22 protein-coding genes are annotated in these 21,969 nt (G+C 73.2%); 14 read left to right on the top strand and 8 right to left on the bottom strand.

The annotated features are described in order from the left end of the window. A complete protein-coding gene (gene pruA / locus ACLJQM_RS23190; protein ID WP_247011741.1) occupies window positions 1-1,629 on the bottom strand; it encodes an L-glutamate gamma-semialdehyde dehydrogenase in 1,629 nt (542 codons plus the stop codon). 124 nt (window positions 1,630-1,753) lie between these two features. Between pruA and ACLJQM_RS23185 the strand changes: the two genes are divergently transcribed. Beyond that, window positions 1,754-3,307, top strand: a complete 1,554-nt coding sequence (locus tag ACLJQM_RS23185) for a PucR family transcriptional regulator (protein WP_247011742.1) — start codon at window positions 1,754-1,756, stop codon at window positions 3,305-3,307. Between the two features lie 19 nt (window positions 3,308-3,326). Continuing rightward, the gene (locus ACLJQM_RS23180; RefSeq protein ID WP_360767245.1) at window positions 3,327-3,983 is read left to right on the top strand and encodes a maleylpyruvate isomerase N-terminal domain-containing protein; all 657 of its coding nucleotides are present in this window, start codon (window positions 3,327-3,329) and stop codon (window positions 3,981-3,983) included. 61 nt (window positions 3,984-4,044) lie between these two features. Here ACLJQM_RS23180 and ACLJQM_RS23175 read toward each other — a convergent pair whose 3' ends face one another. Both ACLJQM_RS23175 and ACLJQM_RS23170 read right to left on the bottom strand, forming a co-directional pair. After that, complete coding sequence (locus ACLJQM_RS23175) at window positions 4,045-5,037, bottom strand: LLM class flavin-dependent oxidoreductase (RefSeq protein WP_410632738.1); 993 nt, start codon at window positions 5,035-5,037, stop codon at window positions 4,045-4,047. Window positions 5,038-5,073: 36 nt separating this feature from the next. Next, a complete protein-coding gene (locus ACLJQM_RS23170; protein ID WP_247011746.1) occupies window positions 5,074-5,466 on the bottom strand; it encodes a DUF6221 family protein in 393 nt (130 codons plus the stop codon). A 505-nt stretch (window positions 5,467-5,971) separates the two neighbouring features. Here ACLJQM_RS23170 and ACLJQM_RS23165 point away from each other — a divergent pair. Then, entirely contained in the window at window positions 5,972-6,172 is a 201-nt protein-coding gene (locus ACLJQM_RS23165; protein ID WP_410632736.1) for a hypothetical protein, read from the top strand. Window position 6,173: 1 nt separating this feature from the next. Here ACLJQM_RS23165 and ACLJQM_RS23160 read toward each other — a convergent pair whose 3' ends face one another. After that, on the bottom strand, window positions 6,174-7,190 hold the full coding sequence (locus ACLJQM_RS23160; RefSeq protein ID WP_410632734.1) for a DNA polymerase domain-containing protein: 1,017 nt from the start codon (window positions 7,188-7,190) through the stop codon (window positions 6,174-6,176). Between the two features lie 66 nt (window positions 7,191-7,256). Here ACLJQM_RS23160 and ACLJQM_RS23155 point away from each other — a divergent pair, with 66 nt between their 5' ends. The 8 genes from ACLJQM_RS23155 (at window position 7,257) to ACLJQM_RS23120 (ending at window position 13,607) form a co-directional block, all read left to right on the top strand. Beyond that, the gene (locus ACLJQM_RS23155; protein ID WP_247011749.1) at window positions 7,257-7,922 is read left to right on the top strand and encodes a TVP38/TMEM64 family protein; all 666 of its coding nucleotides are present in this window, start codon (window positions 7,257-7,259) and stop codon (window positions 7,920-7,922) included. Window positions 7,923-8,088: 166 nt separating this feature from the next. Continuing rightward, a complete protein-coding gene (locus ACLJQM_RS23150; protein ID WP_410632732.1) occupies window positions 8,089-9,696 on the top strand; it encodes a protein kinase domain-containing protein in 1,608 nt (535 codons plus the stop codon). Window positions 9,697-9,749: 53 nt separating this feature from the next. After that, window positions 9,750-10,055, top strand: a complete 306-nt coding sequence (locus ACLJQM_RS23145; RefSeq protein ID WP_192782430.1) for a hypothetical protein — start codon at window positions 9,750-9,752, stop codon at window positions 10,053-10,055. A gap of 19 nt (window positions 10,056-10,074) precedes the next feature. Continuing rightward, window positions 10,075-10,512 carry a peptide-methionine (R)-S-oxide reductase MsrB gene (gene msrB / locus ACLJQM_RS23140; RefSeq protein ID WP_360767232.1) on the top strand — a complete coding sequence of 146 codons (438 nt, stop codon included), beginning with the start codon at window positions 10,075-10,077 and terminating at the stop codon, window positions 10,510-10,512. A 74-nt stretch (window positions 10,513-10,586) separates the two neighbouring features. Beyond that, window positions 10,587-11,498 (top strand): TIGR04222 domain-containing membrane protein, encoded by a 912-nt coding sequence (locus tag ACLJQM_RS23135; RefSeq protein WP_360767229.1) that lies wholly within the window; start codon window positions 10,587-10,589, stop codon window positions 11,496-11,498. 66 nt (window positions 11,499-11,564) lie between these two features. Continuing rightward, window positions 11,565-12,479, top strand: a complete 915-nt coding sequence (locus ACLJQM_RS23130; protein ID WP_410632731.1) for a TIGR04222 domain-containing membrane protein — start codon at window positions 11,565-11,567, stop codon at window positions 12,477-12,479. After that, window positions 12,472-13,272: a DUF692 domain-containing protein gene (locus tag ACLJQM_RS23125; RefSeq protein WP_360767223.1), complete on the top strand. Its 801-nt coding sequence runs from the start codon at window positions 12,472-12,474 to the stop codon at window positions 13,270-13,272. Before ACLJQM_RS23130 ends, ACLJQM_RS23125 begins: the two co-directional genes overlap by 8 nt. Continuing rightward, a complete protein-coding gene (locus ACLJQM_RS23120) occupies window positions 13,269-13,607 on the top strand; it encodes a hypothetical protein (RefSeq protein ID WP_360767220.1) in 339 nt (112 codons plus the stop codon). The genes ACLJQM_RS23125 and ACLJQM_RS23120 overlap by 4 nt, the downstream gene beginning before the upstream one ends. Before the next feature lie 198 nt (window positions 13,608-13,805). Here the strand turns inward: ACLJQM_RS23120 and ACLJQM_RS23115 are convergent, their stop codons facing one another. Genes ACLJQM_RS23115 through hemE form a run of 4 tightly spaced genes read right to left on the bottom strand, consistent with a single transcriptional unit; the run spans window position 13,806 to window position 18,362 of the window. Further along, window positions 13,806-15,146, bottom strand: a complete 1,341-nt coding sequence (locus ACLJQM_RS23115) for a CoA transferase (RefSeq protein ID WP_410632730.1) — start codon at window positions 15,144-15,146, stop codon at window positions 13,806-13,808. Then, a complete protein-coding gene (gene hemQ / locus ACLJQM_RS23110; protein WP_410632729.1) occupies window positions 15,146-15,838 on the bottom strand; it encodes a hydrogen peroxide-dependent heme synthase in 693 nt (230 codons plus the stop codon). The genes ACLJQM_RS23115 and hemQ overlap by 1 nt, the downstream gene beginning before the upstream one ends. Before the next feature lie 56 nt (window positions 15,839-15,894). Next, window positions 15,895-17,295: a protoporphyrinogen oxidase gene (gene hemG / locus ACLJQM_RS23105; RefSeq protein WP_247011768.1), complete on the bottom strand. Its 1,401-nt coding sequence runs from the start codon at window positions 17,293-17,295 to the stop codon at window positions 15,895-15,897. After that, window positions 17,292-18,362 (bottom strand): uroporphyrinogen decarboxylase, encoded by a 1,071-nt coding sequence (hemE, locus tag ACLJQM_RS23100; RefSeq protein WP_247011770.1) that lies wholly within the window; start codon window positions 18,360-18,362, stop codon window positions 17,292-17,294. The genes hemG and hemE overlap by 4 nt, the downstream gene beginning before the upstream one ends. Before the next feature lie 88 nt (window positions 18,363-18,450). Between hemE and ACLJQM_RS23095 the strand changes: the two genes are divergently transcribed. The 3 genes from ACLJQM_RS23095 to ACLJQM_RS23085 all read left to right on the top strand — a co-directional run bounded on the left by ACLJQM_RS23095 (window position 18,451) and on the right by ACLJQM_RS23085 (window position 21,917). Further along, window positions 18,451-19,014 carry a DUF3000 domain-containing protein gene (locus tag ACLJQM_RS23095; protein ID WP_247011772.1) on the top strand — a complete coding sequence of 188 codons (564 nt, stop codon included), beginning with the start codon at window positions 18,451-18,453 and terminating at the stop codon, window positions 19,012-19,014. An 864-nt stretch (window positions 19,015-19,878) separates the two neighbouring features. Continuing rightward, the gene (locus tag ACLJQM_RS23090) at window positions 19,879-20,595 is read left to right on the top strand and encodes a response regulator (protein WP_033261886.1); all 717 of its coding nucleotides are present in this window, start codon (window positions 19,879-19,881) and stop codon (window positions 20,593-20,595) included. Window positions 20,596-20,693: 98 nt separating this feature from the next. Continuing rightward, window positions 20,694-21,917 carry an HRDC domain-containing protein gene (locus ACLJQM_RS23085; protein WP_410632889.1) on the top strand — a complete coding sequence of 408 codons (1,224 nt, stop codon included), beginning with the start codon at window positions 20,694-20,696 and terminating at the stop codon, window positions 21,915-21,917. Window positions 21,918-21,969 lie beyond the last annotated feature (52 nt).

Raw genomic sequence — 21,969 nt, 5'->3', positions numbered from 1 at the left:
TCAGCCCTGGTGCGGGTAGCGCACGGAGGTCGGCGGCACGAACGTCTCCTTGATCGAGCGCGGGCTCGTCCAGCGCTGCAGGTTGAAGATCGAACCCGCCTTGTCGTTGGTGCCCGAGGCCCGCGCGCCGCCGAACGGCTGCTGGCCGACGACGGCACCGGTCGGCTTGTCGTTGACGTAGAAGTTGCCCGCGGCGAACCGCAGCGCCTCGGCCGCCTTCGCCACGGCCGTGCGGTCGTTGGCGATGATCGCGCCGGTCAGCGCGTACGCGGCCGTCTCGTCGACGAGCTTGAGCACGGCGTCGAAGTCGCCGTCCTCGTAGACGTGCACCGACAGGATCGGGCCGAAGTACTCGGTCGAGAAGATCTCGTGCTTCGGGTTGTCCGATACGAGGATCGTCGGCTGCACGAAGTAGCCGACGCTGTCGTCGGCGGTGCCACCGGTCAGCACCTCGACCGAAGCGTCGTCCTTCACGCTGTCGAACAGCGCGGTGTGCTTGGCGAACGCCCGGGCGTCGATGACCGCGCCGCCGAAGTGCGACAGGTCGGTGACGTCGCCGTAGGACAGCGCCTCGGTCTCGGCGACCAGGCCGTCCTTCAGCTTCGTCCACAGGCTGCGCGGGACGTACGCGCGCGAAGCCGCGGAGCACTTCTGGCCCTGGTACTCGAAGGCGCCGCGGACGAGCGCGGTGCGCAGGACGTCGACGTCGGCGGACGGGTGCGCGAGCACGAAGTCCTTGCCGCCGGTCTCGCCGACCAGCCGCGGGTACGAGCGGTAGCCCGCGATGTTCGCGCCGACCGTGCCCCAGAGGTGCTGGAACGTCGCGGTCGAGCCGGTGAAGTGGATGCCGGCCAGGTCGCGGTGGGTCAGGGCGACCTCGGAGACGGCCTTACCGTCACCCGGCAGCAGGTTGATGACGCCCGGGGGCATGCCCGCCTCTTCGAGCAGCCGCATGGTCAGGTGCGCGGCGAAGGACTGCGTCGGCGACGGCTTCCACAGGACCGTGTTGCCCATCAGCGCGGGCGCGGTCGGCAGGTTGCCGGCGATCGCGGTGAAGTTGAACGGCGTGATCGCGTAGACGAAGCCTTCCAGGGGGCGGTGCTCCAGCCGGTTCCACACGCCCGGGGAGCTGATCGGCTGCTCGGTGAGCACGCGGCGGCCGAACTCGACGTTGAAGCGCCAAAAGTCGGCGAGCTCGCAGGCGGCGTCGATCTCGGCCTGGGTGGCGGTCTTGGACTGGCCGAGCATGGTGGCGGCGTTGAGGGTGGCGCGCCACGGGCCGGTCAGCAGGTCGGCCGCGCGCAGCAGGATCGCGGCGCGGTCGTCGTAGGACAGCGAGCGCCACTCCGGCGCGGCCTTCGCGGCGGCCGCGATGGCGTCGGTGGCGTCCTGCGCCGTGGCGCTGTGGATGGTGCCCAGCACGTGCTTGTGGTTGTGCGGCTGGACGACGTCGATCTTCTCGCCGCCACCGGGGCGCTGCTCGCCGCCGACGGTGACCGTGAGGTCGACGGGTTCCGCCTGGCCCAGCCGCTTGAGCGCACCCTCGAGTTCCGCGCGCTCAGCGCTGCCCGGCGCGTACGTCAGCACCGGCTCGTTCTTCGGGGCGGGGGTCTGGGTCACGGCGTCCACGGCGGCTCCTCTGCCAATCCTGCTACGTCTGGATGCCCCGAACGGTAACTCCGGACACTCCCCGGCGGCTTGTCCAACCGGCTAAAATCGCTCGTATGATCTTGTCCGATCGGATAGCTCGGAGATGACGTCGCTGCGGCACGTGCTGGCGACGCTCGGCGAGCCGCTCGTCGAGGTCGTCGTGGCGCCGCACGGCCTCGGCGTGCCGGTCTCCGACGTCGTGATCCTCGACCCCGAAGATCCCCTGGAAGCCTCGCCGGGCGACCTGGTGCTGGTCATCGGCGCCCGCGGCCGGGCGGCGGCGCCGGCGATCCGCGCGGCCGGGCGCGGGGGCGCGGCCGCGGTGGCGGTCAAGGGCGCGACGGGCGCCGACGTCGCCGCCGACGCGGGCGTCGCGCTGCTCACCGTCGGCACCGAAGCGCGGTGGGAGCAGGTCGAGTCGCTGGCCCGCGGGGTCGTCGAGGCCGCGCGGGCGGGTGGCGAGGCGGCCAGCGGCGAGGTGCTCGGCGACCTGTTCGCGCTGGCCCAGACCATCGCGACGCTCACCGGCGGCCTGGTCAGCATCGAGGACACCGCGAACCGCGTGCTCGCCTACTCGCGGGCGGGCGACGAGGTGGACGAGCTGCGGCGGCTGTCGATCCTCGGGCGCGAAGGCCCGGAACGCTACCTCGCGATGCTCCGCGAATGGGGCGTCTACCAGCGGCTGCGTGCGGGCGAGGGGATCGTGCGCATCGACGAGCGCCCCGAGCTGGGCATCCGGCGGCGGATCGCGGCCGGCATCCACGCCGGCAAGCAGCCGCTCGGCACGATCTGGGTCCAGGAGGGCGCCCAGCCGCTCACCGAACGCGCCGAAACGGCCCTGCTCGGCGCGAGCCGGACCCTCGCGCCGCAGCTGATCCGCGCCCGCACGCTGCCGAGCCCCGAACTGCGGCTGCGCGAAGACCTCCTGGCCAGCCTGCTGGAAGGGCGGCTCGATGCGGAGTCCGTCGCGGACGACATCGGCGCCGACCCGTCACGGCCGGCGCAGGTCCTCGCGTTCTCGCTGGAGCGGTCGGGCAACCGGCAGCTGCGGCGCGCGGAGCTGGTGCACCTGATCGCCGTGCACACCGCGGCCTACCGGCGCAGCGCGCTGGTGAGCGTGATCGGCGGCCGCGTCTACGCGCTGCTGCCGGACCTTCCCGAGCACTCCGACGCGGCCGTGCTGGCGCTGGCGCGCGAGATCGCCGCCACCGCCCGGCGGCACCTGGACGTCCCGGTGCGGGTGGCGCTCGGCGGCGTCGTGCCGCGCCTGTCCGACGCGGCCGCGTCCCGGGGCGACGCCGACCGCGTCCTGGCGGCGATGGCGCGCGGGCACTGGGCCGCCGACGTCGCCTCGCTGGCCGACGTCCGCGCCGAGGTGCTGCTCTCGGAGGTGCTGGCGTACCTGGGCGGGCAGCCGCGCATCCGCGACCCGCGCCTGACCGCGCTGACCGAGCACGACGCCGAGCACGGCGGCATCCTCGTCCCGGCGGTCCTGGCCTGGCTGGACGCGTTCGGCGACGTCCGGTCGGCGGCCCGGGTGCTGAACATCCACCCCAACACCGTGCGCTACCGCGTCCGCCGCGCGACCGAGGTGTCCGGAGTGGACTTCGACGACCCCGCCCAGCGCATCCTCACCCAGCTGCAGCTGAGGCTCTGATCCTGCTAGCTTCGCCGCCGTGGATCTCTTCTCGCGCACGTGGGCGGCGTTGCGCGCCGCGGTCGCTTCCCTTCACGACGAAGACTTCGCGAAGCCGTCCGGCTGCCGGGGCTGGCTGGTCCGGGACCTGGTGTGCCACCTGGTGATCGATGCGCAGGACGTGCTGATCACGCTGGTGACGCCGGCTTCGTCGGCGGTGACGCACGACTCGGTGACGTACTGGGCGGTCGGCTCCGAAGCCCCGACGGGCGACGACCCGCTGGACGCCCTGATCGTCCGCTTGGCCGCGGCGTACGAAGACCCGGCGCTGCTCAAGTTCCACCTCGACGACGTCGGCTCGGCGGCCGGGCGCGCGGCGGACCTGGCCGACCCGGGCACGCGCGTGCGCACCCAGGACATGGTCCTGACCGCGGGCGACTACCTCTCGGCGTACGTGCTGGAGTGGACGCTGCACCACCTCGACCTGGTGGCCCACCTGCCGTCGGTTCCGGGGCCGCCGCCGGAGGGACCGGCGCGGACGCGGGCGGTGCTGGAGGAGATCGCGGGGACGGCGTTCCCGGCGTCGTTCTCCGACACCGACGTCCTGCTGGTGGCGACCGGGCGGCGGCCACCGACGGCGGCCGAAGCGACCGCGCTGGGCGAATTGACCGCGCGGCTGCCGTTCGTCCTCGGCTGAACGGCCGGAAATGCGCCGGCGGTAATTCTTCGACGCGCTCTCGGCGTATCGGGAAATCGGCTCACACGAGTGCGGGCAGTTCCGCCGATCGGGCCAGTGCGGCGAATGAATCGAGCCGCGCGGATTGGTCGTACGCGGCCGTCGTCGCCAAAACCTCGTCGGCTCCCGCGGCCTCGATCAGCGCGCCCAGCCGGTCCCGCACTTCGGCCGGCGTACCGGAGATCTGGCCGTCGAGGGTCTCTTCGAGGCGGCGGCGTTCGCGGTCGGTCATCGGCGTGGCGAGGACGTCCGACGGCGGGTCCAGCGGCGGGAAGACGCCGTGGGAGCGCGAATACACCGTCGCCCAGGCCTCCGAGACGAGCAGCCGCCGCGCGTCCGCGGCCGAGTCCGCGACGGCGATCGCGCTCGACACCACGACGTACGGCTCGAGCGCCCACGCGCTCGGCCGGAACCCGTCGCGGTAGCGCGTCACGGCTTCGGCCAGCGCCCGTTCCCCGCGGACGGGCGCGATCACCAGCGGCAGCCCGAGTTCCGCGGCGAGGTCCGCGCCGGAGCCGGTGGCCAGCAGGAACGGCGGCACGCGCAGCCCTTCGGCGGGGTAGGCGTGGACGCCCGGGTAGCCGTGCTCGCCGGTGAAGAACCCGAGCAGCTCGCGCACCTGCGCGGCGAACCCGTCGGCGGCGTCCTTGCCCTGCCCCAGCGCGTCGCGGACCCCGCCGGTGAAGCCGACGGACCGGCCGAGCCCCATGTCGATCCGGCCCGGGTGAAGCGCTTCCAGCACCCCGAACTGCTCGGCGACGACCAGCGGCCGGTGGTTCGGCAGCATGACCCCGCCGGTCCCGACGCGGATCCGCGAGGTCGCCCCGGCGACGGCGGCGGCGAGCACGGTCGGCGCGGACCCGGCGACCCCAGGCACGCCGTGGTGCTCGGACACCCAGAACCGGTGGTACCCCAGCCGTTCGATGCCCGCGGCGAACGCGACGGTGTCCCGCAGCGCCCGCGCGGGACCGCCGTCCCGCCGCACGGGCGAGCGATCCAGGACCGAGAACTTCACACGGGGTGCAACGCGCCGCCGTGACCGGGATTCCCGTCAGGGGCGCCAGCGCTCGCTGTAGTCCGGGTGGTCGGCGTAGGGCAGCGCCAGCAGGCGCAGGGTGAGGCACCAGTTGGAGCCGGCCTCGTCGGCGGGCACGTGGCAGGTCTCACACCAGTATTCGCTGCCGTAGAGCGGAAAACCGGGGACCTTCTCCGACACCGTGGTGCGGTGGGCGAGCAGGATCCGCCGGGTCGCTTCGATCTCGTTGATCATCTGGTTGACCGCGTCGAGGTCGAGATCGCTGAGCCCGCGGATCCGCTGCTCCACGGCGACCTTGGTCTCCCCGCGGTTCATCGCGTCGCCGGCCTTCGCCTTGTTGACGGCCTGCATGATCATCGCCTGCCGCGCGCCCACGCGCGCGGCGAGGAATGCGATCAGGTCGTCCACGAGGGCCTCCCTCCTCGAACCCGCCCCCCGGCCCTGCCCGGGGAGTCATCGATTCGGGACCGCACGTTACGCCAGCGAAGCCGGTGATCGTGATCTCGAAGAAGGCCGTGCACCATTTGTGACCCGAAAGGCGACAGCGGGCGCCCGGGTGATCACTCCGCGTTCGGCAGGGAATTTCGGGGCGGCCGATTAAAGCTTTGACGGCCTGGGCGGGAGTGGTGGGAGACACGGCTGTGTGGCTCGTTACAGCGGGTATCGGATGAGGGTATTTCCGCGCCGTTCGGTGACAGGCGTGCCGGGTTGGCCGGTCGAAGCGCCGGAGGTGCCTTGGCGCGCTCGCCGTCCTGCCCGTGGCGGCGCTCGCGGTCGGCGGGAGCGCCGATCCGCGCCTCGAGAAGTCCCAGCAGGTCCCCTGCGCGGACCGAGCGGGCCTGGATCTCCGCCGACGGCGGGGTGCTTCGCCGCCGCAGGCCCCGCCGCCACCAGCCCTTCGATCCTGGCTTTCGTGGCGCCGGCCACGAGCGAACCGGCGCTGCCCGAACCGGCCTCGAGGGAGTACTCCGTCGACCTGGCCGGGTCGCCCAGGCGGCGCTCCGGCTCGGCGGGCGGCTCGTCCTACCGCGTCGATCGCACCTCGATGAGCACCAAGTCCGGCAAGGTCGTCCCCCAGGCGACGGTGACCGCGGTGAGCTGCCGCAAGCCGTGACTCAGTCCGGGCGGGCCTTGCTCGGCTGGACCCGCTTCGGCTCCCCCGGCATCTTCGGGTAGTCCGGCGGGTACGGCATGTCCCCCAGCCCCTCGTCCCGCAGGTCGCGCTCGTACCACTCCAGCGCCGTCTCCAGCCCGAACGCCTCCGCGTCCATCCCCGCGTGCAGGTCCCCGTGCGACGCCAGGAACGCCGGGATCGTCAGCACGTCGAAGTCGTCCGCGTCGACCTCGTCCAGGAGGTCCCACGTCAGCGGCGTCGAGACCGTCGCCCGCGGGGTGCCGCGGACCGACCAGGCCGAGGCCACCGTGCGGTCGCGGGCCGCCTGGTTGTAGTCGAGGAACACCCGGCCGCCGCGTTCCTCCTTCCACCACGCGATCGTCGCCTTCTCCGGGATGCGCCGCGCCACCTCGCGGCCGAGGGCGATCACCGCGTGGCGGACCTCGACGAAGTCCCACTCCGGGCGGATCCGGACCAGGACGTGCACGCCGCGGCCGCCGGACGTCTTCGGGTAGCCGGTCAGGCCCGCGTCCGCCAGCACCTCGCGGACCACCCGGGCCACCTCGACCGCGTCGGCGAAGCCCGCCCGGTCCGGGGGGTCGACGTCGATGCGGAGCTCGTCCGGGTGGTCGGCGTCGGCGCGGCGGACCGGCCACGGGTGGAAGTCGAACGTCCCCAGGTTGGCCGCCCACGCGAACACCGCGGGCTCGGTCGGGCACACCTCGGCCGCCTTGCGGCCCGACGGGAACGTGATCTCGGCGGTCTCGACCCACGGCGGCGCGCCCTTCGGCACGCGCTTGGCGTAGAACCACTCGCCTTCGACGCCGTCGACGTAGCGCTTCAGCGTGGTCGGCCGCTCGCCGATCGCGCGCAGCAGCGGGGCGCCGACGGTGATGTAGTGCTCGACGACCTGGCGCTTCGTGATGCCGCGCTGGGGGAAGTACACCTTGTCCGGGCTCGAGACGCGGACGGTCCGCCCGCCCACCTCGTACTCGACCGGGTCTCCGTGCTTCGGCATGCGGCCACGCTAGCGGTGATCCGCTCCCCGCCGCCCGCGAAAACGCCCGCCGGTAAGCTCGGGCGGGTGTCCGGCCGCACCAAGCTGATCTGCGCGCTCGCCGTGCTCGCCGTCTTCGCGGCGGCCGCGGTGCTGCTGCCGATCCCCGGTCCGGCCGAACTGCGGGCCTGGGCGGCCACCACCGGCGCCGCCACCCCGCTCGTGCTGTTCGTCGCCTACTCGCTGCTCACCGTGGCGCCGATCCCGCGGACCGTGTTCAACCTCGCCGCCGGGCTGCTCGTGGGCACCGCGGCCGGCATCGCGATCGGCCTGGCCGCCACCACCATCGCGGCGGCGCTGTCCTTCGGGCTGGCCCGCCTGCTCGGGCGCGACCTCGTCACCCGCCACCTGCACCGGTCCGCCGTCCGGACCGTGAACGACCGGCTCTCCGACGGCGGCGTCCTGGCCATCACCTCGCTGCGCTTGATCCCGGTCGTCCCGTTCGCCCCGTTCAGCTACCTCTGCGGCGTGTCGTCCGTGCGACCGTTCCCCTACCTCGCCGGTACGCTGCTGGGCAGCGTGCCCGGCACCGTCGCCGTGGTCGTCCTCGGCGACGCCCTGACCGGCGGAACGCCACCGGCGCTGCTCGTCTGTTACGGCGTGTTCGCGCTGGCCGGGGCGATCGGCCTGGTCCGGGTCTTCCGGAAACGGGCGCCGGTGCCCGCACCGGAGCCCGCCGGACCGGCTGGCTGACGCGAAGAGCACCGGGCCGACCGCTACACTCGATCGGGTGCGCGAAGCGGAAACGCGCTGAGCAGGGTCACCACCACCGGGAATTTCGTCAGGAGCAGTCGCCATCGACACCGGTCAGCTGATCGCGGGGCACTACCGCCTCGTCGAGCACATTGGTAGCGGTGCCATGGGAGTCGTGTGGCGCGCCACCGACGTACGCCTCGAGCGCGACGTCGCGATCAAGCAGATCCTGCCCCAGCCGGGCGTCTCCGAGACCGAACGCGACAACATGCGCCAGCGCGCGATGCGCGAGGCGAAGAACGCCGCCCGGTTCCAGCACCCGAACGCGATCGTGGTGTTCGACATCGCCGAGCACAACGGCGACCCGTGCCTGGTGATGGAGTACCTGAACGGGCCCAGCCTGTCCACGATCCTGTCCGAGGAGGGCACGCTGCCCCTCGGCCGCATCGCCCGGATCGGCGAGCAGGTCGCGTCCGCGCTGGTCGCCGCGCACCGCGCCGGGATCGTGCACCGCGACGTCAAGCCCGGCAACATCCTGATCGACGAGACCGGCACCGCGAAGATCACCGACTTCGGCATCTCGCGCGCGGCCGGCGACATGACGCTCACCGCGACCGGCCTGATCGGCGGCACGCCCGCGTACCTGGCGCCCGAGCTGGCGCGCGGCGCCGACCCGGTGCCCAGCTCCGACGTCTTCGCCCTCGGCGCGACCCTCTACCAGGCGATCGAGGGCACCACGCCGTACGGCAACACCACCAACCAGCTCGCGCTGCTCTACGCGGCCGCGAACGGTCAGATCAACCCGCCGGTGCAGGCGGGCGCGGCCACCGCGCTGCTGATGAGCCTGCTGCGCAGCGAGCCGGGCGAGCGGCCGAGCATGGCCGAGGCCCGCGAGCGGCTCGCCGCGCTGGCCCGGACCGAGCCCGGCGGCATGAGCGCGTCGCCGCCGCTGCTCTCCGGCAACGCGGGCCGCAAGCCCGCCGCCCCGGCCGAGAGCGGCGACCGCCCGCCGTGGCAGCGCACCGACCAGCCCGCGCCGCAGTCGCCGCCGGTCGGCACGCCGGTGCCCGCGAACAAGGCGGCGTCGAACCCGCCGCGCCCGACCGCGGCGTTCATGCCGATGCGGTCGCCGGCCGCGCCGCCGAACACCCCGCCCAGACCGATGCCCGCGGCCTCGCCGACGGCCAGGGCCCCGCAGTACTCGTCGAACACCGCGAAGCCGGACAACAAGCGCAAGTACGCCCTGTTCGCCGGGGCGGGAGCCGCGGTCGTCGTGGCCGCGGTGGTCCTGTTCCTGGTGCTGAACTCCGGCAGCGACGGCGCCGGCGGCGACCAGACCGCCCAGTCGCCGGGCGCCCGGCCGACCACGGGCCAGACCACGCCGAAGAGCGGGCAGAGCAGCGCGACGAACGCCCCCGCGGGCCTCGGCAAGACGGTCCCGGAAGGCAAGATCACCGACTTCCAGGCGGCCGGCCACGCCATCACGGGCTTCTACGACAACCCCGCCGGCGGCTGGTCGAAGCTGACGCCGGCCGCGCAGCAGGTGTACGGCAGCGAGCAGGCGTTCGCCGAGTACTGGGCGAACAACAAGGTCGCCGACTACGCGAGCGCCCGCGCCGACAGCGGCGGCGCGAACTCCGACGGCTCGATCACGATGAACCTGACGGTCAACGGCACGCGCAACGCCTACCGGATCGTCACGGTCGGCGGCACGATGCTCATCGACGCCGACACGCGGCTCGGCCCGCAAGGGGCGCCCGGCTCCGGGTACTGAGACTTAACGCGCCGCTGGTGGGCTGACGGGCGCCGATGGCTTACCGTGGGGGTATGGCCGAGAACGGAGCTTCGCTGCCGGGCCAGAATCCTCGCTTCCACGAGGACCTGGTCGGCCTGGACCCCTACGACCCGGAGGCGCGCGCGTTCGCCGAGCACCTCGACCGGATGGAACGCTCCGGCCCCAACTTCACCATCGAGGCGGCGCTGGACGGCGTGGCCGACTTCGCCGATTCCAGCAACCGCCTCGGCGGGCTGCGCTACTGGGTGTCGGCCCTGATCGTGGTGCTCATCGTCCTCGGCGTGATCGTGACCGCATGGGACATCGTCGTGCACGCCCTCGCGTGGCTCGCGGCGTAACGTGGATCGGGTGAAAGGTATGAAACCCGTTGTCGGCGCGACCCCGCGCGTCGTGAAGTCCGAGCAGGAATGGCGGCAGCAGCTCAACCCCGACGAGTACGCCGTCCTTCGCCAGGCGGGGACCGAACGGCCGTTCACCGGCGAATACACCGACACCAAGACGACCGGCGTCTACGAGTGCCGCGCGTGCGGTGCGGAGCTGTTCCGCAGCGACACGAAGTTCGAGAGCCACTGCGGCTGGCCGTCCTTCTTCGACCCCGCGGATTCCGATGCGGTGCTGCTGCGCGAAGACCGCGCGATGGGCATGAAGCGGATCGAGGTGCTCTGCGGCTCCTGCCACAGCCACCTCGGGCACGTCTTCGAGGGCGAGGGCTACCCGACCCCGACCGACCAGCGCTACTGCATCAACTCGATCTCCCTGAAGCTGGTCCCCGAGCCCGGAAACCCGCCAGCCTAAATCCTCCTTAAGCCGGCAACCCACCGCCCTTCCTCGAACGTAGTCTCCGCACACGGACGAGGGAGGGCGGACTCATGACCGACACCTGGGGCATTCCCGGACCGGTGTTCGCGGGCCTGTACCTGGCTCTGCTGCTCCTGCCGGCGCTGGCCGCCGCGGTGCGCGGCGGGCTCCTGCTGCGCGGGCACGCGGGCGGCACGCCGAAGCGGCCGGAAGAGCTGGCGCTGCTGACCGGCGGCCGGCGGCGCTTCGGCGAGTACGTCGTGGCCGGCCTGCTCGACCAGCAGGTCATCCGGCTGGCCGGCAACGGGCGGCTCAGCCGCGTCAAGGGCACCACGATCGACAGCGCCGGCCGCGAAGCCCTCAGCCGCATCGGCAAGAACGGCTCCGCCGTCGAGCGCGTGTGCGACGCCGCGGCCGAGCACAAGACCGCGCTCGAACTCGAGACCTCGCTGATCGGCCGGGGACTGCTCGCCGACCCGCGGAAACTGCGTTCGACCTGGGTCACCACCGCGGTGGCCTACTGGGTCGTGGTCGCCGTCGGCCTGGTCCGGCTGATCGCCGGGGCGAGCAGCGGGCACCCGGTCGGGATCCTGCTCGGCCTGCTCGCGGTGGGCGTCGTCGTGGCGATCACCGTCACCGTGAAGGCGCGCAAGCCGCGCGAGGTCAAGGCCACGTTCGCCGGCCGGGCGGCGGCCGAAGCGGCTCGCCGCGCCGGGACGCTCGTGGCCGGCCCGGCGGGCGCCGTCGCGGCGGGCGGGCTGAGCGCGCACCCCGACAAGGACGTCCGGCTGGCCGTCACCCGGGCCGCGCAGCACTCGACCGCACGCGCTCACAGCCGCCGTAGCCGTACCCGCTTCGCCGGGGCCGGGGGCGGCGCGGCCGTCGGCTACTACGGCGGCAGCTCCTGCGGCGGGGGCGGCGGGAGTTCCTGTGGCGGCGGGGGCAGCTCGTGCGGTGGTGGCGGCGGGGGCTGCGGCGGTTGAAACGCCGACGCGAGCGCGTGCGTCTCACAGCTACGGTAATCGCGACTCACTGAGGGGAGACGGGCGATGAACGACCCGTGGGGCATTTCCGGACCGGATTTCGTGGTCCTCTACATCGCGTTGCTCGGCGTGGTCCTGCTGGTCAGGCTCATCGTGTCCGGCGTCATGGCCGGCCGCGCGATGCGCGCGGACGACGGCAGGCCGGTCCCGCCGCCGACCGTCTACCAGCTCGCGTTCCTCGCCGGCGGCCCCGACCGGGCCGTCGACGCGGCGGTCGCGGCGCTGGTGGACCGCGGGCAGCTGCGCGTCAACAGCTACAAGCAGGTCAGCCAGGCCGGAGCCCGGCCGTCGGAGCCGCTGGAGCAGGCGGTCTACGACGTGGCGCAGCTGAAGACGACGGCGACGATCCGGGCGTACGTCCGCCGCTCCGCGGTGATGAAGGCGCTGGAAACCGGCCTCGACCAGCAAGGACTGCTGGTGTCGGCGGCGGCGAAGCGGCAGTCGCGGACGATCGGGCTCGTCCTGCAGCTCGCCGTGCTGGCCTTCGGCCTGGTGCGGCTGGTCAACGGCATCTCGCTCGGCCGCCCGGTCGGGGTCCTGGTGTTCCTGGTGCTGATCGCGGCGGTGCTCGCGATCGTGGCGGCGGTCCGCCGGTCGAAGACGGGCGCCCGGCAGCCGTCGGCGGCGGGGCACCGCGTGCTCGGCCAGGCGCGCTCGGCGGCGTCCGGCCCGGTGCCGGCGGGCATGCTCGCGGGCGGCGTGCTGCTCGGCGGCGCCGCGGCGGCGGTCGCGCTGGGCGGCTGGTCGATGTACCCGGACGAGGAGCTCAGCGCGGCGCTGACCCCGCCGGCGTCGTTCGGCGGCGGTGGCTCGTCGGGCGGTTCGTCGTGCAGCAGCGGCTCGTCGTGCTCGAGCTCGTCGTCGTGCAGCAGCGGCTCGTCCTGCGGTTCTTCGTGCGGCGGAGGGGGCTGCGGTGGGTGAGCTCGGCATCGGCATCGGGTGGCGGCACGAACTGGACCTGTCCATCGCGCGGCTGCCCGGTGTCGACTGGGTGGAGGTGGTCGCGGAGAACCTGCACGCCGACCACCTCCCGGAGACGCTGGTGGCCCTGCGGCGCAAGGGCTTGCCGGTGCTGCCGCACGCCGTCTCGCTGTCACTGGGCGGCGCCGAGCCCCTCGACACCGGCCGCGTCCAGCACCTGGCGGAGATCGCGCGGGCCGTGGACGCGCCCCTGGTCAGCGACCACGTGTGCTTCGTGCGCGCGGGCGGGCTCGACTCGGGGCACCTGATGCCGCTCCCCCGCACCCGCGAGGCGCTGGACGTGCTGGTGGCGAACGTCCGGCTGGCCCAGTCCATCGTGGACGTACCGTTCGCGCTGGAGAACATCGCGGCGGTGCTGGACTGGCCGGACAACGAGCTGACCGAGGAACAGTTCCTCACGGAGCTGACCGACCGGACCGGCTGCCGGCTGATCATCGACGTTGCGAACCTGTACGCGAACGCCCGCAACATCGGCACGGACCCGGTGGCGTTCCTGGACGGCATCCCGTGGGAGCGGCTGGCCTACGTGCACATGGCGGGCGGCATCGAGCGCGACGGCGTCTACCACGACACGCACGCGCACCCGGTGCTGCCGGAGGTGCTTTCGTTGTTGACGGAGCTGCGTCGCCGGACGGACCCGCCGGGGGTGTTGCTGGAGCGCGACGACGACTACCCGAGCGACGACGAGCTGGCCGCGGAGCTGGCGGCGCTGCGCGCGGCGGTGACGGGGTGAGCCGGGAGGAGCTGGCCCGCCGTCAGGCCGAGCTGCTGAAGGCGTTGCTGGCTTCCGGTCCCGCCCCCGCGGGCTTCGACGCTTCGCGGCTTCAGGTGGAGGCTTCGGTGCTGCGGCGGAAGCACGGGCGGGTGCTGGCTCATCAGCGGCCCGAGGTGGCCGAGGCGCTGGGTGAGCGGTACGGGCCGCTGTTCGCGGAGTTCACTTCGGGACGGCCGAAGCTGGCCGCGGAACGCTCGGGGGCGTACGCGGACGAGTTCGTGGCTTGGCTGATCGACGGGGGTCACCTGCCGAAGCCCCGGCGCGGGCTTCGGGACCGGCTTCGGCGCCGCTGAGGGGTTCCTTTCACGGCGTCCAGCGCGGTGAACGAGTCGTTCACCGCGCCGATCCACAACGCACGCGGGCCGACCAGCAGGGCTTACCACGACGGCAAACGAGCCGAGGGCAAGAACCACAACGCCACCCTGAACCAGCTCCTGCCCCCGCCGCGGCTTGACAACCACATAGGCCCCCAGGGACGGGCGGGGCCTCCGTCAGGGGGTCCAGGTCGGTTTGTCGACTCCCGGCAGCCGCGTTCCGAAGTCCCAGTGGGGCTCCGCACCCGGCAGCCCGCCCGCCATGCGGACCCGCGTCAGGCGGCCGTAGCCGCTGTCCGCGTCCTCCATCAGGTCGCTGTAATCGACCTCGACGGCCGCGGGATCCTTGCGGCCCAGCGAATCCAGCCACCGGCCCGTGCCCGCCAGCGAAAGCCGGGCGCGCCACGTGCCGCCGTCCGTGAGCTGGCGGTGCACCGCCGTCATGACCGCTGCCGCCGCGAGCCAGCCCGTCGCGTGGTCCAGCGCCTGGACCGGCAGCGGCGAAGGCTCCTCCGGACCCCAGGCCATCCCGTTCGACATCTGGACCAGGCTGTCGAAGCCGCGCCGGCGGGCCCACGGACCCTCCCAGCCGTACGCGCTCAGGTCCGCGATCACCAGGCCCGGCCGCAGCTCAGCCAGCTCCGACGGGCCGAACCCGATCTTCTCCAGCGCGCCCGGGCGGAACGACTGGACCAGTACGTCCGCCCGGCTGATCAGCTTCTTCAGCCGCGCGCGGCCGCCCTCGGTGTCGAGTGCTACGAACGTCGAACGCTTGCCCTGGCCGGTGTCGCGCACCAAAGCTTCGACGCGCGGCAGGTGCGCCGCCCCGACGTGCAGGACGTCGGCGCCGTGCGCGGCCAGGACCCGGCCGGCCACCGGGCCGGCGAGGACGTGCGTCAGCTCCAGGACCCGGACGCCGCCCAGCGGGCGGTCCGAGTAGAACAACGTCCGTTTCGGCGCCGCGTCCAGCGGCTCCAGCGAAACCAGCGGCAGCGAGGCCACTGCCGAACCCTGCGGGTGCGCCGCCCAGTCCTCCGGCGTGTGCAGCTCGGCGGCCGCTCCCCCGGCGCTGACGACCGCGTGCTCGATCTCGCGCGCGGGACGGCCGGCGACCGCCTTCGCGACCGCGCCGCGGGTGCCGGGCACGCCCAATCCCCAGCACACCGCCGCTTCGTGGCGCGGGTAGTTGCAGTGCAGGCGCACCCAGCCGTCGGCCGCGCGGTAGTTGCCGGACAGCGGTGCCCAGACCGACTCCGCGCCCGTGCCGTCCACCCGCAGCAGCTGCTCGCTGTGGAACGCCGCCGCCGCGTGCCGCGTGTCCGCGGTGACGACGCCGGGCTCGATCCCGCGCAGCTTCAGCAGTTCGCCCGCCGCCAGGGTCGCCGCCGCGATGGACGCCGTCGCCGCGGCCGCCACCCGGTACGGGCCGGGCAGCACGTCTTCGGTGCCGGTGAGTGCGAAGGGTCCCGGCCGCGAACCGGTGAGCGCCTCCCAGACGCCCTCGACTGCCTCGCGCACTACGGCAGGGCCGCGACGAGCTCGGCGGGCGGCACGCGCGTGCCGGTGTAGAACGGGATTTCCTCCCGGACGTGCAGCCGCGCTTCGGTACCGCGCAGGTGGCGCATCAGGTCGACGATGCGGTGCAGCTCGTCGGCCTCGAAGGCGAGAATCCACTCGTAGTCGCCCAGCGCGAACGACGCGACGGTGTTCGCGCGCACGTCCGGGTAGTCGCGGGCTTCCTTGCCGTGGTCGGCCAGCATCTTGCGGCGGTCGGCGTCCGGCAGCAGGTACCACTCGTAGGAGCGGACGAACGGGTACACGCAGATGTACTTGCGCGCCTCTTCCCCGGCGAGGAACGCGGGGATGTGGCTCTTGTTGAACTCGGCGGGCCGGTGCAGCGCGGTCTGGCTCCAGACCGGCGTCGACGCGCGCCCGAGCGGCGTCCGGCGGAACCCGGCGTAGGCGGCCTGGACCTGCTCGATCTCCTCGGCGTGCCACCAGATCATGTAGTCGGCGTCGGCGCGCAGCGCGGACAGGTCGTAGACACCCCGGACGACGACGCCCTTCGCCTCCAGGCCGTCGAGGTACTCGGTGGTCTCCCGGCCGGCGGTCCCGCGGTCCTCGCCCAGCCTGCCGGGCTCGATCCGGAACACCGACCAGGTCGTGTAGCGGATGGTGTCGTTGAGCTCGTTGTAGTTGACCCGCGCCATGCGTCCATCCTGTCACCGCGCGGGGGACGTCGCCGCCACGGGTCAGGTGAGAGCACTCACTCGGCGAGCTGCGCCGCGATCCGCTGCGCGGCCGCCTCCGCCGTCGCCACGCACGCCGGCAGCCCGACTCCGTGCAGCGTCGCCCCGGCGACCGCGAGCCCCGGGACCGCCGCGATCGCCTTTTCGATCCGCTCGACCCGCTCGAGGTGCCCGGTGCCGTACTGCGGCAGCCCGCCGCCCCACCGCGTCACCAGCGTCTCGATCGGCGCGGTCGTCACGCCGGTCAGGCGCGCGAGGTCGGCGCGGACCACGCGGACCAGCTCGACGTCGTCGGCCTGCAGCGCGCCCAGCTCGCCGAAGCGCCCGACCGAGCCGCGGACCAGCACCGGGCCGGTGCCGAAGTGGCCCCACTTGCGCGAAGAGAAGGTGAACGCCTTCGACGCGTACGGCCGGCCCGAAGCGTCGCGCTCGCCGTGGCCGATCAGGATCCCCGACGCCTCCGGCAGCCGCGTGCCGGGCGGCAGCGCCATCGCGACCACGGCCATCGACGCCAGCTCGACCTCGCCGAACGCCGCCGAAGCCGCGGGCACCAGGTCGGCCAGCAGCCGCCGGGCCGAGGGTGCGGGGACGGCGAGGACCACGGCGTCGGCCTCGACGGTGTTGTCCGCGGGCGCGTGCGCGGTCGGCGCGGCGCCGATGCGCAGCCGCCAGCCCGCGCCGTGCCGCTCGATGTCGCAGACCGGCAGCCCGGTCCGCAGCTCCGCGCCGGAAGCTTCGGTGAGCCGGTCGATCACCGTGCCGAGCCCGCCCGGGACGGTGCCGAACACCGGCGCGGTGGACGGGTTCGCCGGCAGCTGCGCGGCCGCCGCCGCGGTCAGCGAGCCCGCGCCCGCCGCCAGCGCCGACGCCAGGCCGGGCATGGTCGCGCGCAGGCCGAGGCCGTCCGCCCCGCCCGCGTAGACGCCGCCGAGCAGCGGGTCGACCAGCCGGTCGACCAGTTCGTCGCCGAAGCGCTCGCGCAGCAGCGGCCCCAGCGGCAGGTCACCGCTGGGCAGCCGCAGTTCCGGCAGGGAGACCTCGGCCTCGACGGCCCGCCGTCCGGCTTCGGAAAGCACGCCGGCCACGGACTCCGCGGACGCCGGGACGCCCATCAGCGTGCCGGCCGGCATGCCCGTCACGCTGCCACCGGCGTGGATCTTCGCGCGCGCCTTCGTCGGGTGGACGACGTCGAGGTCCAGTTCGCGGACCAGAGCCAGCATCTCGGGACGGCGGACGAGGAACGCCTCGGCGCCGACGTCGTAGGGGACGCCGGCGAGCTCGGCCGTGCGCAGCTTCCCGCCCGGCGTCTTCGTCTTCTCGAACACGACGATCTCGGCGTCCGGACCGAGCAGCCGCCGCAGCCGGTACGCCGCGGTCAGCCCGGAAACGCCGCCCCCGACGACCGCGACGCGCTTCACAGCTCGTGCACCAGCCCGACCACGCGCGTCAGCACGTCCGGGTCGACACCGGGCAGCACGCCGTGGCCCAGGTTGAAGATGTGGCCGTCGGCCGCCTTGCCCTCCTCGACGATCCGGCGGACCTCGGCTTCGAGGACCGGCCAGGACGTGTGGAGCAGCGCGGGGTCGAGGTTGCCCTGCACGACGGCGTGCCCGCCGAGGCGCCGCACCGCTTCGTCGAGGGGGATGCGCCAGTCGACGCCGACGACGTCCGCGCCCGCGTCGCGCATGGCGGGCAGCAGTTCGCCGGTGCCGACGCCGAAGTGGATCCGCGGCACGCCGTACGCGGCGACGCCGTCGAGGACCTTCGCCGAGTGCGGCAGGACGAACTCGCGGTAGTCCCGCTCGGACAGCGCGCCCGCCCAGGAGTCGAACAGCTGGACCGCGTCGACGCCCGCGTCGAGCTGGGCGCGCAGGAACGTCAGCGCGACGTCGGCCAGGCGGCCGGCCAGCTCGTGCCACAGGGCCGGCTCCGAGTGCATCAGGGCCTTGGTGTGCTCGTGGTTGCGGCTCGGGCCGCCCTCGATGAGGTAGCTGGCCAGCGTGAACGGCGCGCCGGCGAAGCCGATCAGCGGGGTGCCGCCGAGCCGCTCGACGAGCAGCCGGACGCCGTCGGCGACCTTCGAGACGTGGCCGGGCTCCAGCTCCGGCAGTGCTTTCACCGCCGCGAGGTCGCGCACCGGCGCGGCGGCCACCGGGCCGGTGCCGGGCACGATGTCGATGTCGACGCCGGCGGCCTTCAGCGGCACCACGATGTCGCTGAAGAGGATCGCCGCGTCGACGCCGTGGCGGCGCACCGGCTGCAGCGTGATCTCGGCGAGCATTTCGGGGTCGAAGCAGGCGTCGAGCATCGGCACGCCCTCGCGCAGCGCGCGGTATTCGGGCAGCGAACGACCCGCCTGGCGCATGAACCAGACGGGCGTGCGGGCCGGGCGTTCGCCGCGTGCGGCGGCCAGGAACGGGGCTTCGGGCAGCTCGCGGCGGGCGGCCGGGGCGGCCTGCTGCGGCAAGGGCGTGGTCGGAGACATCGCGGTCAATCGTGCCACGTGCCGGCGACGGTGCTTCTATCGGCGCGCCTGCGCCCGCAACGGGGCGTGCCCGCCCTAAAGTCGAAGCGTGACCGCGATGACGCCAGTGCCCGAACTCTTCCGCGAAGCAGTCGCGGCGCTGCAGTCCGTCCGGCCCCGCCGGGAGGTGCTGCTGGAGCCGATGCGGGCCCCGCAGCGGCTCGCGCCGTGGTCGTACGCGGTCAGCTGTGAGGTCGCCGGGCCCGCGGACGTGCTGGCGTCCGGCCGGCTGGTCCTGCTGCACGACCCCGAGGGCCAGGAAGGCTGGGACGGCGTGCTGCGGCTGGTCATGTACGTGCGCGCGGAGCTGGACCGCGAACTGGCGACCGACCCGTTCCTGCCGGCGGTCGGCTGGTCCTGGCTGACGGACGCACTGGAGGTGTCCGGCGCGAGCTGGACGGCACTGGGCGGCACGGTCACCGAGACGTCCTCGGCCCGCTTCGGCGACATCTCGGGCCCGGCCCGCACGGACGACCTGGAGCTGCGGGCGTCGTGGACCCCGGCCGACGCCGGGCTGCTGCCGCACGGGCAGGCGTTCTGCCAGGTGATGGCGAGCGTCGTGGGCCTGCCGCCGGTCGGCGTGACGCTCTTCGGGCAGCGCCAGAGCTCCTGACCCGCCCCGCGGCGAACTCTCTTCCGGGGTGGGACGCCGGGTCTCGGCGCAGCCGGACTGTCGTGAACGACCCTTTTCCCACGCCGGACGCGGTGAACGACCCGTTCATGACAAGTGCCACGCCGCAGAGCTCCCGAGGGCCCGCGGCGATCGGGCGATCATCGGCAACGAATCGGCAACGGTGCACCGGCGCGAGCCGTCCCCGGCGAGCTGCCTTGTACCGATGTGAGCAAATTTCACATCCACTGAACGCCGTTCACGTCTTTCCGGCCCCCTGAAGCGCCCCTGCACGCCCGGAACAGCGTCGAACGATCACGGACACCACCACCCCCGGCCGACTGCCCTGAGGCCGTTTCACGTCTCCTCGTTAGTGACTCCGCGCGGTCACGCACCGCAACAAGATCAACTCGGCGGCACTGGGCCGATCCGACCTCGGTGATCGACACGGACAGTCACGCCCCACGGCCTCGGCGAGCCCCGCCGACCCCGCTCCGCACCGTTGATCATGCCCCGGCCGGAGGCACATTCCGGAGGCGGCCCGCGCCCATCCGGCCCCTCGTCACTAGGCGCACCGGCAGCTGCACACCCCATCTGCACGGCCATTTGGCCGTCGGCAACTTCTTTGCATCGTGTTCGCTGGGCTATCCGTTAACAACCGGCCGTGTACTAGCCCGATCGTGTTACTACGAACCCACTGAGTGACTGTTCGTTTGAGATAGATACCCATTCGATCCCCCCGCAACGGCCTCAGGGCGGCTACAGTGCCTTCGACGACACCACTTTCGGTCTAAAGCTGGCGCGGCTGAACGGCCGAAGGTCCCGGTGCCGGTCGGGGGGCACGACCGACTCCAGGGAGGTAGTGACGTGGCTACCGTCGGCATTTCTCAGGCCGTCCGATCCACGCCAGCCGGCGCGTTGCCGGCGAGCATGGTTCCGCACCCGCGGGAAGAGCTCTTTTCGGTATTGGTGGTCGACGACCACCCGCTGTTGAGGGAGGCAATCGCAGCAAGACTCGCACAGATGGGTGCGGGGACCGTCCACGAAGCCGCCACGGTGGCCGAGGCGAGGGCGCGAGCACAGGCCACAGGGCCTTGTGACCTGGCGATCCTCGATCTCGGACTGCCGGACGGCAGCGGCATCGAGCTGGTTACGGAACTCCGTAGCCACGGCTGGCCACGCGTGGTGGTACTCGCATCCTCGGACGACCCGTACGCGGTCCGCTCGGCCTTCCAGGCCGGGGCCCAGGCGTACCTGCTGAAGTCCGCGTCACCGGTCGTCGTGACCGATGGCGTGCGGCGTGTGCTCGAGGGCGGCGTCTACGCCGACCCGAGCGTGGCTCCGGTGCTGGCCACCGGGACCCGCGTCGCGGGCACCGACAACACCCCGCGCGAGCTGTCCGCTCGTGAGGTGGAGGTGCTCCAGCTGGTCGCCGACGGACAGTCCAACAAGGAGATCGGCGAGGAGCTTTCGCTCTCCGCTCTCACCGTCAAGTCCCACCTGTCCCGGATCGGGCGCAAGCTCGGCACGGGCGACCGGGCTCAGATGGTGGCGCTGGCCATGCGGGCCGGCGTGATCCGCTGACACAGGCGAACCTCCCTGCGGGGCGGGCGGACCAGGCGCGGTACGCCCGTCCCGTAGGGTCGTCAGTTATGGGAAGTGCAGAGGCCGAGGACACCGGGATGGAGATCGAGTCCACGGGCGGCCCTGTGCTGCTACGAGAACCCGCCGAGGGCACGCCCCCGGTGATCACCGAACCGTCCGCGCTGGCCGAGGCCTGCGCGCGACTCGCCGCGGGCACCGGCGCGGTCGCCGTCGACACCGAACGCGCGTCCGGCTACCGGTACTGGCCCAAGGCCTACCTCGTGCAGTTGCGCCGCGAGGGTTCCGGCACGGTGCTGATCGACCCGATCGCACTGGCCGACGACCTCGCCCCGCTGCGCGAAGTCCTCAACGACCTGGAGTGGGTGCTGCACGCGGCCTCCCAGGACCTCCCCTGCCTCGCCGAGCTGGGCCTGCACCCGGCGGAGCTGTTCGACACCGAGCTGGCCGGCCGGCTGGCGGGCTACGAACGCGTCGCGCTCGGGACGCTCGTCGAGCTGCTGCTCGGCTACACCCTCGAAAAGGGGCACAGCGCGGCGGACTGGTCGAAGCGGCCGCTGCCGGTCGACTGGCTCAACTACGCGGCCCTCGACGTCGAGCTGCTCATCCAGCTGCGCGAAAAGCTGGAGGCGGAGCTGGGCGCCCAGGGCAAGCTGGAGTGGGCGCGGCAGGAGTTCGAGAACGTGCGCCTGGCCCCGCCGCCGGCCCCGCGGGCCGAGCCGTGGCGCCGGACGTCCGGCGTCCACAAGATCCGCAACCCCCGCGGCCTGGCGGCGGTCCGCGAGCTGTGGCAGGCCCGCGACGAGCTCGCCCGCAAGCGCGACCGGGCCCCGAGCCGCATCCTCCCGGACAGCGCGATCGTCAACGCGGTGACGGCCGACCCGAAGACGGTCGAAGATCTGCAGGCGCTGCCGGTCTTCAGCGGCCGCGTCCAGCGCAAGTACACGGCGAGCTGGCTCCGCCACCTGCAGGCGGCCCGCGCGCTCCCGGCGTCCGAACTCCCGTCACCGTCCCAGCCGACGGACGGCCCACCCCCGGTGAACCGCTGGGCGGACAAGGACCCGGACGCGGCGGCCCGCCTGTCGGCGGCGCGCGCGGCGCTGACGGCGATCGCGGAGGACCGCCGGTTGCCGGTGGAGAACCTGCTGCTGCCGGACCTGGTGCGCCGCACGTGCTGGCGCCCACCGGCGGAGACGGACGAAGACTCGGTGGCTTCGGTGCTGCGCGCGGGCGGGGCGCGTCCGTGGCAGGTGGAGCTGACGGCTTCGGCGTTGAGCAAGGCGTTGCAGACGACGGCTTCCTGACGCGGGACAGATCCGGGACAGTTCCGGGTCGCTGCCGGGAGCCGATCACCCG

It is taken from the genome of Amycolatopsis sp. cmx-4-83, assembly GCF_046548815.1.
GTDB lineage: Bacteria > Actinomycetota > Actinomycetes > Mycobacteriales > Pseudonocardiaceae > Amycolatopsis > Amycolatopsis pretoriensis_A.
The sequence above is the reverse complement of the archived record's forward strand: the minus strand, read 5'-3'. Positions and strand labels throughout refer to the sequence as shown.